Here is a 14,314-nt window from a genome sequence, read left to right as displayed (position 1 = left end):
GCAAACCCCCAGCCGTGGTCTACTGGCTAAGAAAAGACGAAACCCAATCAGGTCAGCAGGAGCAAAGAGTAGCTTAATTTACGCTGAACACTGTCCAAACACTGGGGAGTAGCTCAGTTCCACTTGCTGTGGCCAACACATTGATTCCAAACACTGTGTTCAACACAGCTTTTCAGTCCGCCCAGCGCCCATCAACGCACCACAAAACTGTGCGATGAGTGTGTAACGCACGAAGTAAAAACTGTGCGATGGCTAGTGTTTTGATTTTACTTTGAAAAGTGGTGCCCGGGGGCGGAATCGAACCACCGACACGAGGATTTTCAATCCACTGCTCTACCCCTGAGCTACCCGGGCACGGGTGAACGTAGTACGTTCGGGTGCGCGCGTTCTATGTGAGGGGGCGGGCGGTGTCCAGTGGGTTTTTGCAGTTTTTTACCAACCCCATCCGTGACCTGCCGGATGGCGGCTGTGGGCGTTGTCCGTCACCAAAGGTGGGTTTGCTCTCCGCCGAGTTTCGAGCTTGAAAGAGGGCGGTACTGCGCCGCTTTTTCCTGCGCTTCGGGCGCTGCCGGGACAAGGGAAATAAAGGCCTCCAGCCAGGCCAGGTGATAGGCGGAAATCTCTGCCGAACCGTCGAAAAAAGTTTGCGTTTCGCCGGTGATGTCCTGTGTCCGCTCACCTGTCTCCACGTCCGCTAACGTGAACGTCACGACCCGCATCAGGGCCGCTTCACAGTCATCTTGCAAGCTGTAGCCACGATCTGCCAGAAGCCGTGTTGTCACCACAAGCGGGGCCACCGCGTGCAACTGATAGTGCAGCGCGAGACGGCCGCGGCGCATTTCCTGAGGTAGGCTGCCATCGGGGTTGGCCGAGCACAAGACATAGCGCGTGGACCAGGCAGACCACCCGTGCAACACCGGGTCGTCCAGAAGGTCAGCGGCGGCCGCGATGCCAAGTGCGGCCCAGGCGCGCAGATTGCCTCTCTTGGCGCCCGATGTGGCCTCCTGCTCCCAGAACTCCAGCTGTGCGGTGCTCAAGGTCCTGAGCCAGCTGCGGATCGCCTGCCAATCGTCGGATGTGCCGCCATGGCCGACCACCTGCCGCAATGCCAGCGATATCCCAGCCAACCGAGAACCGAATGTCAGGCGGACGGTGTCGGTGCGCAGGTCGAGCAGGGCATCGCGCCGAGCCCATTCCGCAACTTGCGCGACCACGCAATCTGCGATGGCACCTTGATCTGCGCCTTCGTCAAAGATACGGTTTGCGCTGTCGGCCAGCAAACGGATGAAGTCATCCACCGGTTTCTGAGAGGCATTGACCGCGTCATTGGCGTCCTCGTCGATCTCGGACCGGGTGTCGTCATCTTCCTCGTACCGGCTGTCATATTCCATCGTCAGGACCGGTTCAGGGGTGGCGGGACATTCGAACGCGACGGCGCGTTCTGCCGTCAGGCCAAGGACAAAAACGGTCAGGCAGGTCATGGCGACACTGCGTTTCATCATTCCTCCAGATCAAGCAATTTCAACAGATGTGCGGCACGGCCATGCCCGCCGCGTGCAGCCTTGTCGAGCCAGGTGGCGGCAGAATTCAGGTCCCTGTCGGTCCCCTTGGCCATGGCCAGCGCAAGCCCAAGATCGGCCATTGCCGATACGCGCCCGGCCTCTGCAGCCCTGCGCAGCCACTCAAGCGATGATCGCAGATCATTGCGCTGCATCAAGATCCCCGCATAGAGTTCCATACCCGCCGGAATGCCCGCTTCGGCGCTGCGTTGGGCAAGCGCTACAAGGTCAAGATGGGTCTGCAATGCTTCGCGAAACTGCGGATCTGCGGTGGTCAGGTGATCCAGCGCCCAGTTTAGCGTCTTCACATCGGCAATGGCGACAATCTCCGCGAAATGCCTGGCGGCGGCATCGGGGTCATAGCTTGCGAGTTCGGGATTGGCTGTCAGCCGAAACAGCTGGATCTGTTCTGCCGCGCCACCCGCTTCGCGTGCGCGTTTCACCAGAACCTCTGTCGCGGGAGGCTCGGGCGCACGATAATCCGCCATCTGGCGGTCCGACAGGCGCAGCTTGGCCAGCACATGACCGCCTTCGAGGCTCAAGCCGACCTTGCGCCAGTGAAAGGCCTTGTCCCGCTGGTCCAGAATGGCGCGGGCTTCGCCCAGTTCGGCCACGTCCTTAGTGGTGCAGGCCATCAGGGCAACGGCCCGATCAAAATAGCTGTCCTGCTTTTCCGGGGGCACATGGGGCAGGGCGAACATCTTGGCCAGGAAATCTCCGCGCGCCTCGATAATATCGGCAAAGCTGCGATAAGTCTCAGCTTCCGAACCTGTCAGCCGTGCCAAAAGCCTGATCGCAGCGCCTTCGCCCCGATTGCCGGCCTGCTGCAAAAGACGCAGGATTTCATCCGCGACGTCCGGGTTGCGCCCCGCATCCTCGACCAGCGCGATGGCCAGATCGAGCGCGGTGGTTACGCCATTGTTCACATAGACACGACGAAAGAATTCGACAGCGGCGCGGCGTTCGGCGGGGGACCGGTTCGTCTCGAAAACCAGCTTGGCAAACTCTTCCATCGTCTTGTCGGAATTGTCTGCCCGATCGGCCCAGGCCCGTTTGGCGCGCAACGTGGCTATCGGATCGTCCTGCACACGCAGCAAGAAGGCCGAAAGGGCACCCGGGCGGCGTTGCAAGGCCTGTGTCTGAAGTTCGGCCAGCGTCCAGGGATCGCGCGTGCGGTCCAGCGCGACCAGATCGCTTGCGCCGATTTGGACAGACTGATGGCCCGATGCCTTGTAAGCACGCGCCCAGTGATCGGCCTCTTGCAGGCGCGGGGCATCCGGGGCCTGACAGCGGAACAGCTTGTCCAGATCGGCCAGCGCCTGAGCATCGCCCAGACGGGTGCCCGCATCCATCAGGAGATCGGCTGCGCGGTTCAGCATGACCGGGTCACGGCGCTGCCGGATGAGCCGCTCGGCCAGAATGCGCATGCCTTCCGGATCGTCGCGCCGTGCGGCCTCAACGAGAAACGGCATCGCTTCGGCCTCACCGGCCCAGCGACCGCGCCGGACGAAAATCTCCTTGGCCAGATCGGTGAAGACCGCACCGGGGGCACCGTCAAGCTGGCTGATTTCACGGAGATAGCTCAGGTACGGGCCGCCTTCGCTTGCCTCGAGACTGTCGATATTCACCGAAAGCTGGACAAGCCGCGACATGGGCGGATGTGTCCCCAATGGCCGGTCCGGCACGTTGGGACCCAACAGCGCGCGAAGCTCATTGGCATTCATCACAGTGCCGGGCTTCAGCTGTGCCAATGCGGCGTCGGTGAGCGTGATCCCGCGATCCACGGCCCATTCCAGATAGCGCTGCAATTCATGTGGGTCACGATCCTGCGGCGCGGCGGTCAGGTAATGTTCGACCACCCGCCACGCGGCCTCTGGATGTCCCAGATCAGCGGCAAAGCGGAACCACGCCAGCGCAATATCCTCGTTCCGGCTGACCAATCCGCCAGACAGGTATTCCTCGGCGATGCGCATGGCGCGGCGGCAAACCGCGCCATCCATTTGACCAAGCAGCCCGCCAAACGCCATTGTCACGGTCAGATCGACAGGGGCATCCCAGCCTTCTACGGGTGTCTGATCCAGGCTTTTGCGCGCCAGAAAAAGCAGCGCGTCCGCGTTGCCCGCAAACCCTGCTTCGCGGATGATCTCATGCGCCAGGTCGATGTTCTGCGCCGTGCCGATCCCGCTGAGCAGAAACTGCGCGACACGCATTTGTTGGGCGTAGTTCAGGTCGTCGCGCTGTGCCACCAGTTGATCGACCAGCCCGGCCTCTTGCAAGGCCGCAAACCGCCCGGCATCGAGGTAAAGACCAATCTTGGCAAGGCGCGCGTCATTGCTGTCGAAGTTTTCATCCAGCGATGACAAACGGTCGATCAGGGCTGTGACAAATCTGAAATGGCGTGACGGGTTCTCGGTCTGATAGCGGCGGATGTCGTTGTTGAGGAACCGGATGCGTTCCTTGTCGGTCAGCCGGTCCTGGCGTTGCCCGGTGCTCAGGTCGTCGGGTTTTGCGTTGCGCGGGCCGCCGCACAAGTCCTGCTGTTCGACCGCAGGCGGCAAAAAGGCATAGTCCAGCGTGGTCGCCCCGGCGATCTGGCCCAGGCCCAGAGCCACTGGCAGGGTGGCGGCGAGGCGGAGCAAAAGACTGCGCATCAGTTGTCTCCCATGCTGCAAACCGAAAGGCTGGGCGCATCGCCAAATGCCACGTCCAGCGTGATGTCCACCTTGTCAGCGCCGTCTGGCCAGAGCCCGGACAACGGCACAAAGAAGCGGCCCGTGGGCAATTGTTCCGGGTGCCGCGCGATGATCTTTGTACGAATGATGCCATCGCCCTTGTCAAATGCGAAACGTGCGGTCCGTGCCGGTGCACCACCGGTCTCCAACAGCAGGCTGTGCCCCATGGGCGTGGCAAGCGCGCTCAGATCGGCAGTGGCAACCCCGGGCTGCGTTTCCGGGTCGGCAAGCTCCAACGGGCGCGCGTCCCGGCAGGAATTGAACGCCGCGGCAATCAACTCTTCCAGCGGCTGCAGGCCGTTGCCGCCCGGATTGTCATAAATCGGGAATTCCCAGACCAGAAAATCCGGACGCCCCGTCGCGAATTCCTCTGACGTCAGGTACGTAGAGATCGCGCCGAAGGCCCCGCCGCCGGGCAGCGAATACTGGATCACGTCAAATCCAGTTTCCTGGGCCAGGAACCCCGCGAAATTTGCCTCCGGGAGGTCGGAAAACTCGGTTCCGACGAGTGCGATCACACCGCTTTGCCCTTGCGCGGCGCGCGTCTCGATACGGGTTTCGAAAATCTCCGTTGTTGCTTTGGGAAGCGTGGCTTCGCAATGCTGCTGCAAGGCAATACGCATCGCGGAGGGGATGTCGGCCTGACCGGTGCGGATGGTGGTAAAGCTGTGGCGGGCCTGTTGCGCATAGCCTGCGCCGCTGCGGATTTCCTGCCCGATGGTCGCGGCCGTGATTGCGGCCCCCCGGGCATTCATCCGGTAGTCGGTCTTGAAATAGGGGGGCTGCTCCGACCGGATCAGGGGACGCAGCGCATCCGCCGTCGTAATCCCGGCCCCGCGCAATCGCCCAATCGCATCAAGATAGACCGTCGTGGCAATCTCTGTGTCGTAGCCGAACAGTTCGGTGTCCAGGTCAAGCGATCGCGGCATGGCCAGCGCCTTGGTCGGCAGAGGCGCGAGGACCAGAGTCGTGCCGGCCGCTTTCAGGGCCCGCGACAGCCGTGCCAGTTCGGCAATCGTGGCATCGGTCATCGGGTGGATGGCGTGTAGCCCGGGGTCCACCCGGAAAAACACGCCGTCGCGCCCCTCGATGCTGGACCAGAAATGGCCGTCTTCAATCCCCCGGCACCCATGCACCGATGCCATGGCCGCCCCGGCGGTCAAAGAGATGCCTGCCGCAAGCAGCGCGTTCGAGACCGTTTTCCAAATCGCCCGCATCATCCGGCTCTCAATATTGTGCATTGGGCACATCGCCCAAAGTACGGCGGAGGTTTTGGGCGATTGCCTGCACGGCGAGATCGCCCATGCGCTCCGCCCGGATCAGATAGCCGATGACACGCTCGCGCGTCGCCGCATCCCCGGAGTTCTCGGCCAATTCCTTCATGGCAAGCCGCAGTTCGATTTGCCCGGTGCCCAGCTTGCGTCCCATATCCAGCAGCCGGTTCCGGGTTTTCTCGGACATTTCGCCGAAAAGCTGGTCGCGCCCGTTGAGGTCGATGACCGCGCCGAGTGCGCGCGTATTGCCGGCCCAGGCATGGGCATAGAGGACGCCAATAACGGGGCGCAGCCTTTCTCGCGGCATTTGCTCCGGGGCCAGAAGATAAAGCGCTTCGATCATTTCATCCAGCGTCGACACGCGCCCGGCACCGGCGGCGATACTGGCATAAAAGGCGATGTCCACTGCGTTCTCGGCCAACCCATCCGACTTCAGCCGCTTGGTCAGCCGCAGCGCGGCCAGACCGTCACCACGCTCCGCCAGTGTGCGCAAATCCGCGTCGGACATGGCCGCACCGCCCACCATGGCTTTGCGCAGCGGTCGCAGTGAGGTCGGGAGTTGATTGGTATGGGTGATGCCCCGATCCACCACGACCGAGATTTTGCGCGACTCCGCGCTGCCGGGCAGGGGGCCGCGCGCCTGTGCATGCGCCGCACTGACCAGAATCAGAACGGCGGCGATGATACTCAAACTGTTTTGCCAGCCCCCGATCATGCGCTATCCCCCGCCGCCGCAATCAAAGGGCAGGCCCGAGACCGACACCGGCCCGGAGGCGCTGAGCGCGATGGGCGTCTCGCCTGTCATATCCGCGGCAACGTAGCGTGCCTGAGCCACCAGATCACCGGCAAGGAATTGCGGGAACTGGTGCGAAAAGTCGTTGCCCTCGAACACAATCGCCTCGGCGGTGGCGGTCGCCACGCCAGAGCCGTTCGCATCAAGGATATTGTCTTCGACCCGCGTGATGGCTTCGGCGGGCTGGCCCGAGATCCAGATGCCCGCGCTCTTGTTTGATGCCAGAAGATTGCCGGACAGGATCGCCGCGCGCGAGCGGCGGATCTCGATCCCTTTCTGGCGGTTGTCGATGACGATGTTGCCAGTCACACGCCCGCAGCGGATGGAATCCAGCTTGATACCGCCCCCATCTCGGGCCCAGACGATGTTGTTGCGCACGATGGCGTTGTTGCTTGCGCCCTTGATCAGGATGCCGGCCCGATCGCCGCCAAGAATAGCATTGCCCTCGACCCGTGTTCCGACCGACCCATCAACCACGCGGATGGCATTGGTGTTCATTTCGCCCGAGATCACATTGTCCAGGATCTCGGCAGCCCGGCTGCGCAGTACCAGAAGCGCGGCCTTGCCCGGCGTGTCGATGCGGTTGCCTGCAATGACGGTGCCATCCGCGGCATGCAGTATAAGCGATTCCAGCCCGTCCAGATGGCTATCGATGATGTAAGAGCGATCCTTGGGCCGCTCCAGCGCGTTGCGCGCGATGGAGAGCCCGGAAAACTTGATGGTGCCGCCGAATCCCAGATCGCTGAACCGGGAATTGGCGGCGCGGATCACACCAGCGCCGGTCGTCGTGATGAACGGGTTGAAATCCGCGTTGCCCGGATTGGGCAGGCGATTGGAGGCGATATGCGCCCCGTCGACCGAAAGCCGTCCGAGGTTAAGGATAAAGGCACCGCCCTCGCCATCCAGTACCAGCGTTTCGCCCGGTCCGATATACAGTTCCGCCTTATTCCATAGCACAAGCGGCGCGTGCAGGGTGGTGGTCGCGCCGTTGCGGGTGACGTGGCTGTCGGGCAGGTCGGACAGGCGCGCGGCCCCGTCCCGGATCAGCAGCGCGCGCTTGGTGTCGCCGCGCTGGGCGTCAATGACATTGGTGTTGTCCTTGTAGCCAAAGGCCTGCGCCAGCATGCCCAGCACCAACCGCATGTCGAAGCGTTCGAATTGCGGCGTTTGCGCGCCCTGCGGCGCGGCAATCGGGGGCAGGGCGGGGCGCTGTGCGGTTCCGCCAAGATCAAAGGCGCGCAGCAGGGCGCTGGCGGACAAGCTGTCGTTTTCCGCGACCGAGGCGGCAAATGCCTTGACCACCGCGCGCTTGATCTGACCGGGGCTGTCGGGCGCGGCGTGCGCCACGGTCACGCAGACCAGACCCGTGACCAGCCCAAGGGCCCACCGTCTCAGGAGATATGCCCGTTCACGACGCATAGCGCGGGATGGGAAGGACGTCCTGAGGTTTGGTCGTCAGAGCAATGGTCATGATCAGAACCTCAGCGGGCAGCGGTCCGGGATTGGACAGGGTGCTCCGTGTCTGGGCGTCGATGTCATGGCGCTCACCCTCGGACAGCCGGGTCTGGACGGAGCCGCTGGTCAGCAAAAGCTCGCCCGATGACATGATCGCTTCGCGGCCCGGGATCGGGTCAATACTCATGGATGCACCGGGTTTGATTGTCACCGAGCAGAGCGTCATGTGCTCTTTGGCCACAAGCTGCTTGATCGAGCCCCATTCGAATTCGCTGCCCTGATGCTTCTCGGCCTCGACGCGCTCGGTCTTTTTCAGGTGTTCGGCCACCTTCTTGACGCTTTGGCAATGCCCCACCTTGGTCACCAGCAGCGCGTCGGGTGTGTCTACGACGATGATGTCTTCCAGCCCCACGCAGGTCACGAGCCGCGTCTCTGACCGCACCATGCAATTCTTGCTTTCCACGGCGATCACATCGCCCTGAAGCACGTTACCCTGCGGGTTGGCGCTGGAAATGCCGTACATCGCAGTCCAGCTGCCCACGTCGCTCCATTCGATATCCAGCGGGGCCAGTGCAATGCGGCGCGTGCGTTCGAACACCGTGCTTTCGGTGGGCGACGCATCCGCAAGCGCGAATTGCTCGCCGTTCAGGACAAGACCTTCCTTGGTCATTTTGGCTGTCGCCAGCGCTTTTTCGACATGGGCGACGGTTTCGGGATCGAACTTGCGGTATTCCTCGATGATCGTGGCGGCCCTGAACAGGCTGATGCCGGACGCCCAATAGGCGATCTCGCTTTCCACCAGCAACCGCGCTTTGCGGGTGGGGGGCTTTTCGACAAAACGCTCCACCTCGCGCAGGCCCGGATGTTCGATGATCGGCCCGCCATCGGTGATATACCCAAACCCGGTTTCCGCGTAGCGCGGCTTGATCCCGAAGGTGATGATAAGCCCGGCTTCCGCCCCGGCCTGAACGGCCTTGATCGAGGCGTTGATGTCGCCGTCGATGACATGGTCTGCAGGCACCACCAACATGAGCGCGTCGGGGTCTTTTGCATGGAGGCGCAATGCAGAGGCCAGGACCGCCGGTCCGGTGTTACGCCCCATCGGCTCCAGAAGCACATCGGCCTTGGCCCCGATTTCGCGCAATTGCCGATGCACCGTGCGCGCGTGCCGCGCGGCGGACACGATGACAGGCGATTCAAAACCGGTTTCGCGGTGTCGTTCGACCGCGGATTGGAAAAAGGTCAGGGATTCCGCGTCGCCGACTTTCTGGAATTGCTTGGGGCTATGGGTGCGCGAAATCGGCCAAAGCCGGGTTCCGTTGCCGCCGCAGATGATCAGGGGGTAGATCTTCTTCATCACTCATCAATCCTGTCTTGACCTGCGCCACGCCCAAACAGAACCTGGGTCAGACGCACCCGTGCAGATTTACCGATATCGACAGGGGTCAAAGCACCCTCTGCCGGAACAAGCTTGACCGGCAGGAACAGATCGCCGCGCTCGGCTGCCGCATTGGTTGCCGATGTCAGAACGAGACGCGCCGGGATTTCCCGACCATCACTCATCACCAGATGTATCCGTTCACCGCTCATGGCTTTGGCCAGTCCTTCGGTACTCATTTGGGTCTGCACACTGACATTCACGCTGCCGTCAAAAAGTGTCAGAATTGGGTCCCCGGGAAGAACAGTTGCGCCTTCAAATACCCCATCGGTCACGGAGACGTCACAATCACAGGGGGACTGGAAATTCAGCACGTCACCGGTTGTGGCGCTGATGGAATAAAGCACCTCGCCGCTGCGGGCTTCGGGATTGAGATAGGTAATCTGCCCGCCGCTTGTGGCGCGCATCTCATTGCCCGCGCGGGTGATGAAGACCGGGCGCAACTCAAAGCTTGTCGTGTAGCGGGTCACCAGCGCGCTGAGCGCGAAATAGATCAGGATGCAGGAAACGATGACAACGCCGATGCTCTTGATGCGGCGCATCGTGTCAGCGCCGCCGCCACCTTTGCCCTTGGGATCCTTGGGTTTGGTTGGGCCGGTATAGGCCATCATCGACCCAAGGCTTACAACATCCCCGGCGATATAGGTATTCAGGATATAGCGCAGCTGTGGCAGGTGCGGTCCGGTCGGATCAAGGAATTGCAGCGTCAGCTCGTCGCCATCACCGCGCTTGATCAACGCTTCGGGAAAGAGCGTGATGGTGAACCCGCCGAAATCAAAACGCAGCCGCACGGCGGTGCGCCCGCCGACCACGCCGTCCGGAACCGATTGCAGTGGTGCCACATAGGCCGCCGTGACCGACAGGCCCGTGCCCTCGAACTTTGCGTCACCGATCTGCGCCGTGAAGGGCACAGGCAGCACCGGATGCTCGGTATCAAAGCCGAAATCCTCAGGCACCTTTGGGGGCTCGTCCGGTTCGGTTTGCGAATGGTCAGTCATTGTTCTGTCCAGCATGGCATGTCATCCGTCAGACCTTGGTGAAAAACAAAATGGCGATGGTCAGCCACAACAAAGCGGTCACGTGATGTGCCGCGGATTCGTAGGATTTGAGCTTGTCGGAAAAGGCAACAACCGCGCCCTTGCCGCCGGTGGACTGGCGGGTCCATTTCTGCTTGTCCATGCGGAACAGCACATAGGTCTTGAGCGCGGCCCCCACGACTTGTGAGAAATACAGGATCGGTGGGTGTGTCACCGGGAACCATGTGCCGCCCCGGAACAGCGCGATGATCACGCAGAAGATGTAGCGCGTGGTCATGACCCAGGCGATGTAGATCGGGATCACGGCCGGGGAGACCATCAACGCGGCAAGACCGACAGTGATCGGCCCGACAAGCGTCGTCCACATCGACACCCGCTGGTCGAGGATTGACCACCAGGTAAAGCCGCCGATGCGTTTCGGCGGCAGCCTCAAGGCGCGGCCATTCGTGCGGATCATATTTCCGAACCAGCGCACCATAAGCGTTTTGGAACTGTCGAAAAAGCCGGGGCGCGGCTGGCTTTCATAGCTGACCGAGCGGACATCAGGTAGGTACTGCATCTCATACCCGTTCTTGAGCAACCAGTACCATGTCGATTTGTCGTCCCCGGTCAGGAAGTTCACCCGGCCCAGCCGCCAGTGATCCAGAAAGTCGGCGTCGATCCCGTTGATGAAATCGGGTCGTGTGGCCAGATCGGCGCGAAATACGCTCATCCGGCCCGTCAGGGTCAGCACCCGCTTGGACAGGCCCATGGAGCACATCATCACTTGCCGCTGGTTGAAGCGCAGGACGAACCAGTCCTTGAACAGATTGTCCTTGTCCACGATGACCGCTTCGTCTGTGGTGAGCGCGCCCACCTTGGGGCTGGTAAAGACCGGCGCGCTTTCGATCCAGATATCTTCCGGCACCATGGTGTCGCCATCTACAAAGACAAGGATATCACGGTGGGTCGGGCTGTGGCTGCCGATGATGCGAAGGGTCTTGGCCAGCGCGTCGCGTTTGCCGTTGGCTTTGATCCGGTCGATGATCAGGTGAACGCTGCTCATGTCCTCGGGTTGGGATTCGTAGATCGAGCGGATCAACCGCTCATCTGCCCCATCCACCACTGACGCCACGATGGTTGCCCCATCACGTGCACGAGAGGCCGCGCGAAACACGCTGCGATAGACGGGCAGGGTGACCTCGGGCTCCACCATGTAGGAGGTCACCAGCATATACATATGCGACCGGCGGCCTTCTTCGGCAAAGCGGCGGCGTGCCCGGCGTTTGCGTGTCGGGTGCACGATCCTGCGGAAGATGACAGCACGCGTGAAGTTGATCGCGGCCCAGCTGTAGCGCCACGTCCCAAGGAAGCCCATGATGAAGATCGCGCTCTTGGCGTGTTGCAGTTCACCCAAAGCCGTTTGCGGCACGGTAAAAATCAACAACAAAACGATCGAGAAATAGGCCAGGTGGGTGAGTATCAACATTACGCTGTCCCGTCCTACCAACAGATCCCTTCATAGGTGCCGTCCGAGACCTTGTCCCGCTTCATCCGGGTCAGGTCCAGCACTGGCCGGGTCTTGGCCGCCTCTTCCAGCGTATCCACCGTGTCACGGTAGAAATTGCCGACAAGAATGGCACCCGCGTCATTGATGAGCGCGTTCAGGTCCGGGTTCATCCGGTCCTTGAGATCTGGGATCACGTCATTGCCGCGCCCTGCCGTCGAGTTTTCATTGGCATAAGCCTCAAACACGTAGGGATCGTAGATATCGACCTGCACGCCGTTCCTGATCAGCCGCGCGGCGAGTTCCGCCAGCGGGCTTTCGCGCAGATCATCCGTCCCGGGTTTGAACGAGATACCGACAAAGCCCACGCGCTTGGCACCGGTGCGTTCAACCATTTCTTCGGCGCGGCGGATCTGCGCCTCGTTGGCGTCCAGCACCGCATTGAGCATATGGGCGGGCGTGCCCTGTTCACTGGCCAGATGGCGCAGCGCGCGCACATCCTTGGGCAGGCAGGAGCCGCCAAAGGCAAAACCGGGACGCATGAAGTAGCTGGAAATATTCACTTTCGTGTCGGAGCACAGGATTTCCATCACAGTCTGACCGTCAAGGCCGGATGCCTTGGCGATATTGCCGATCTCGTTGGCAAAGGTGATCTTGACCGCGCGCCAGGTGTTCGATGTGTATTTTACCATCTCGGCAGTGCGCAGATCGACCACGTGGATTTCGCAGGGCAGGTTCTCGTTGATCTCGGTCAGGATTCTTGAGGTGCCTTCATCCATGGAACCGAACACGATTAGACCGGGGTCATAGTAATCCTCGATCGCGGTGCTTTCGCGCAGGAATTCCGGGTAATAGCCGACGCCGAATTCCTTGCCGGCGGTCTTGCCGCTGGCCTCTTCCAGCACCGGGATACAGGTGCCTTCGCAGGAGCCGGGCACAATGGTCGAGCGGATGACAACCGAGTGATAGGCGTCCTTTTTGGCCAGCGCCTCACCGATATTGCGGCAAACGATCTCGACATATTTCAATCCGACCGAGCCGTCCGGTGCGCTGGGCGTGCCTACGGCGATGAAGGACACGTCAGTATTGTCGATGGCATGCTGCACATCGCTGGTTGCGCTGAGGCGTCCGGCCTTGACCACATCTGCGATCAGCTCATCCAAACCGTTCTCGACGATCGGCGACAGCCCGTTGTTGATTGCTTCGATCTTGCCGGGATCGACATCCACGGCGATAACTTCGTGACCGTCCCTGGCCAAACATGCGGCAGAGACTACGCCAACGTAGCCAATGCCGAAGACACTGATTCTTGCCATTTCACTGCTCTCATATACCCGCGGTTTTTTAGTGCGGTTATTGTTGCTTATGGTGCTTTTATGCCAAAAGCCTAGGGACTTGGTCACTTTTGGTAAAGGTATTTGTTAACATGTGCTTGATTCGCGAATCACGGTTGTAAATCTGCTACAGCGCGAAAATCTTTTGTGGGGCTCGGCGCAAAGTGTAGTGTCTGTCGCGCTTTAGCGGCGCAAGACCTGTCGGTTTTTCGCGACGCGAATTTGACGCCAGACGTTGCAAAAGGCAGGGTGGGCTTAACAAGAATAGAGCAGTTGACCCAACGGTAAGCCCCATATGCGCGCATTTTTCTCACGTGCCTTTGCCCTGTCGCTTACGCTGTGGCTGACCCCTTTGACGGCTCAGGCGGACAGCCCGCAGCGTGGCTATGAGCGCATCCTGAGCCCCCATGATCACGCCTTCCGCTACACCGTGCAGGGCGAACCCAACCGACGCGGGAAACGTGCAGAGCGGTTTGAATTGCGCGACGGCGATTGCGGCGGCTCCGATTGTGGCGCGCCGCGCTACCGGTCTGAAATCGGGCTGCGCGACCGCTATGTCGACGCCCGCATCGGCGAGGATATCTGGTACGGTTGGAGCTTTTATAACGGTACGGTCGGGCCAACGCTGCGTGACACGAACCTGCGGCTGGTCTTTGGCCAGTGGCGGCTGTCCGGTGATCTGCCGCCTGTTTTCCGTTTCATCCAGATGGGCCGGGATGAAGGCGACTGGAACAGCTGTGACCCCGCGGTCTGCACGCGATCAACCGACCGGACGCAGGATATCGTGGTGCAGCTGGCCGACATGGCGGATGCCTATGGCTGGTCCAACGCGCAAAATGACGGCCATATCTGCAGGCTGTTTTCCATCGTCGAGGCGCATGACTACTGGATGGACATCGTGGTGAATACGAATTTCGCCAATGACGGCTCGGGCTACCTGCGCATCTGGGTCAACGATCAGCTGAAATGTGATTATCGCGGACAGCTCGTTGCGCGTCTGCCCGACCGTGGCCACGCGTTGCCAACGCATCGCCGGGGCATATTTGCCAGCTATACCAAGCGCTGGGACAACATCCAGCCGGGCACGCCGAAGCCGCGTTTCGTAGTCTTTTACGACGAATTCCGCACCGGTACGCGCCGAGAGGATGTCGACCCCCGCTGGCGCGAAGACATGAATATGCGGCCAGAGGACTGACGGCCCGCCGG

General features: G+C 61.2%; 10 protein-coding genes and 1 tRNA gene. 1 reads left to right on the top strand and 10 read right to left on the bottom strand.

Annotation, left to right across the window (positions count from 1 at the left end):
- Positions 1 to 279 precede the first annotated feature (279 nt).
- The 10 genes from PGB28_RS20450 to PGB28_RS20405 all read right to left on the bottom strand — a co-directional run bounded on the left by PGB28_RS20450 (position 280) and on the right by PGB28_RS20405 (position 13,090).
- Positions 280 to 354 (bottom strand) — tRNA-Phe (locus PGB28_RS20450).
- A gap of 128 nt (positions 355 to 482) precedes the next feature.
- The gene (locus PGB28_RS20445; protein ID WP_271423378.1) at positions 483 to 1,502 is read right to left on the bottom strand and encodes an alginate lyase family protein; all 1,020 of its coding nucleotides are present in this window, start codon (positions 1,500 to 1,502) and stop codon (positions 483 to 485) included.
- Positions 1,499 to 4,210 (bottom strand): SEL1-like repeat protein, encoded by a 2,712-nt coding sequence (locus PGB28_RS20440; RefSeq protein ID WP_271423377.1) that lies wholly within the window; start codon positions 4,208 to 4,210, stop codon positions 1,499 to 1,501. Before PGB28_RS20440 ends, PGB28_RS20445 begins: the two co-directional genes overlap by 4 nt.
- On the bottom strand, positions 4,210 to 5,511 hold the full coding sequence (locus PGB28_RS20435) for an alginate O-acetyltransferase AlgX-related protein (protein WP_271423376.1): 1,302 nt from the start codon (positions 5,509 to 5,511) through the stop codon (positions 4,210 to 4,212). Before PGB28_RS20435 ends, PGB28_RS20440 begins: the two co-directional genes overlap by 1 nt.
- Before the next feature lie 7 nt (positions 5,512 to 5,518).
- Positions 5,519 to 6,256, bottom strand: a complete 738-nt coding sequence (locus PGB28_RS20430) for a hypothetical protein (RefSeq protein WP_271423375.1) — start codon at positions 6,254 to 6,256, stop codon at positions 5,519 to 5,521.
- A 27-nt stretch (positions 6,257 to 6,283) separates the two neighbouring features.
- A complete protein-coding gene (locus PGB28_RS20425; protein WP_271423374.1) occupies positions 6,284 to 7,777 on the bottom strand; it encodes a right-handed parallel beta-helix repeat-containing protein in 1,494 nt (497 codons plus the stop codon).
- Complete coding sequence (locus tag PGB28_RS20420) at positions 7,767 to 9,170, bottom strand: mannose-1-phosphate guanylyltransferase (protein WP_271423373.1); 1,404 nt, start codon at positions 9,168 to 9,170, stop codon at positions 7,767 to 7,769. The genes PGB28_RS20425 and PGB28_RS20420 overlap by 11 nt, the downstream gene beginning before the upstream one ends.
- Entirely contained in the window at positions 9,170 to 10,264 is a 1,095-nt protein-coding gene (locus PGB28_RS20415) for a hypothetical protein (RefSeq protein ID WP_271423372.1), read from the bottom strand. The genes PGB28_RS20420 and PGB28_RS20415 overlap by 1 nt, the downstream gene beginning before the upstream one ends.
- Positions 10,265 to 10,277: 13 nt before the next feature.
- Complete coding sequence (locus PGB28_RS20410; RefSeq protein WP_271423371.1) at positions 10,278 to 11,756, bottom strand: glycosyltransferase; 1,479 nt, start codon at positions 11,754 to 11,756, stop codon at positions 10,278 to 10,280.
- Between the two features lie 14 nt (positions 11,757 to 11,770).
- On the bottom strand, positions 11,771 to 13,090 hold the full coding sequence (locus tag PGB28_RS20405) for a nucleotide sugar dehydrogenase (RefSeq protein ID WP_271423370.1): 1,320 nt from the start codon (positions 13,088 to 13,090) through the stop codon (positions 11,771 to 11,773).
- Between the two features lie 313 nt (positions 13,091 to 13,403).
- Here PGB28_RS20405 and PGB28_RS20400 point away from each other — a divergent pair, with 313 nt between their 5' ends.
- Positions 13,404 to 14,303, top strand: a complete 900-nt coding sequence (locus PGB28_RS20400; protein ID WP_271423369.1) for a heparin lyase I family protein — start codon at positions 13,404 to 13,406, stop codon at positions 14,301 to 14,303.
- Positions 14,304 to 14,314: the final 11 nt, after the last annotated feature.

The organism is Primorskyibacter aestuariivivens, assembly GCF_028023675.1.
GTDB lineage: Bacteria > Pseudomonadota > Alphaproteobacteria > Rhodobacterales > Rhodobacteraceae > Marinovum > Marinovum aestuariivivens.
The sequence above is the reverse complement of the archived record's forward strand: the minus strand, read 5'-3'. Positions and strand labels throughout refer to the sequence as shown.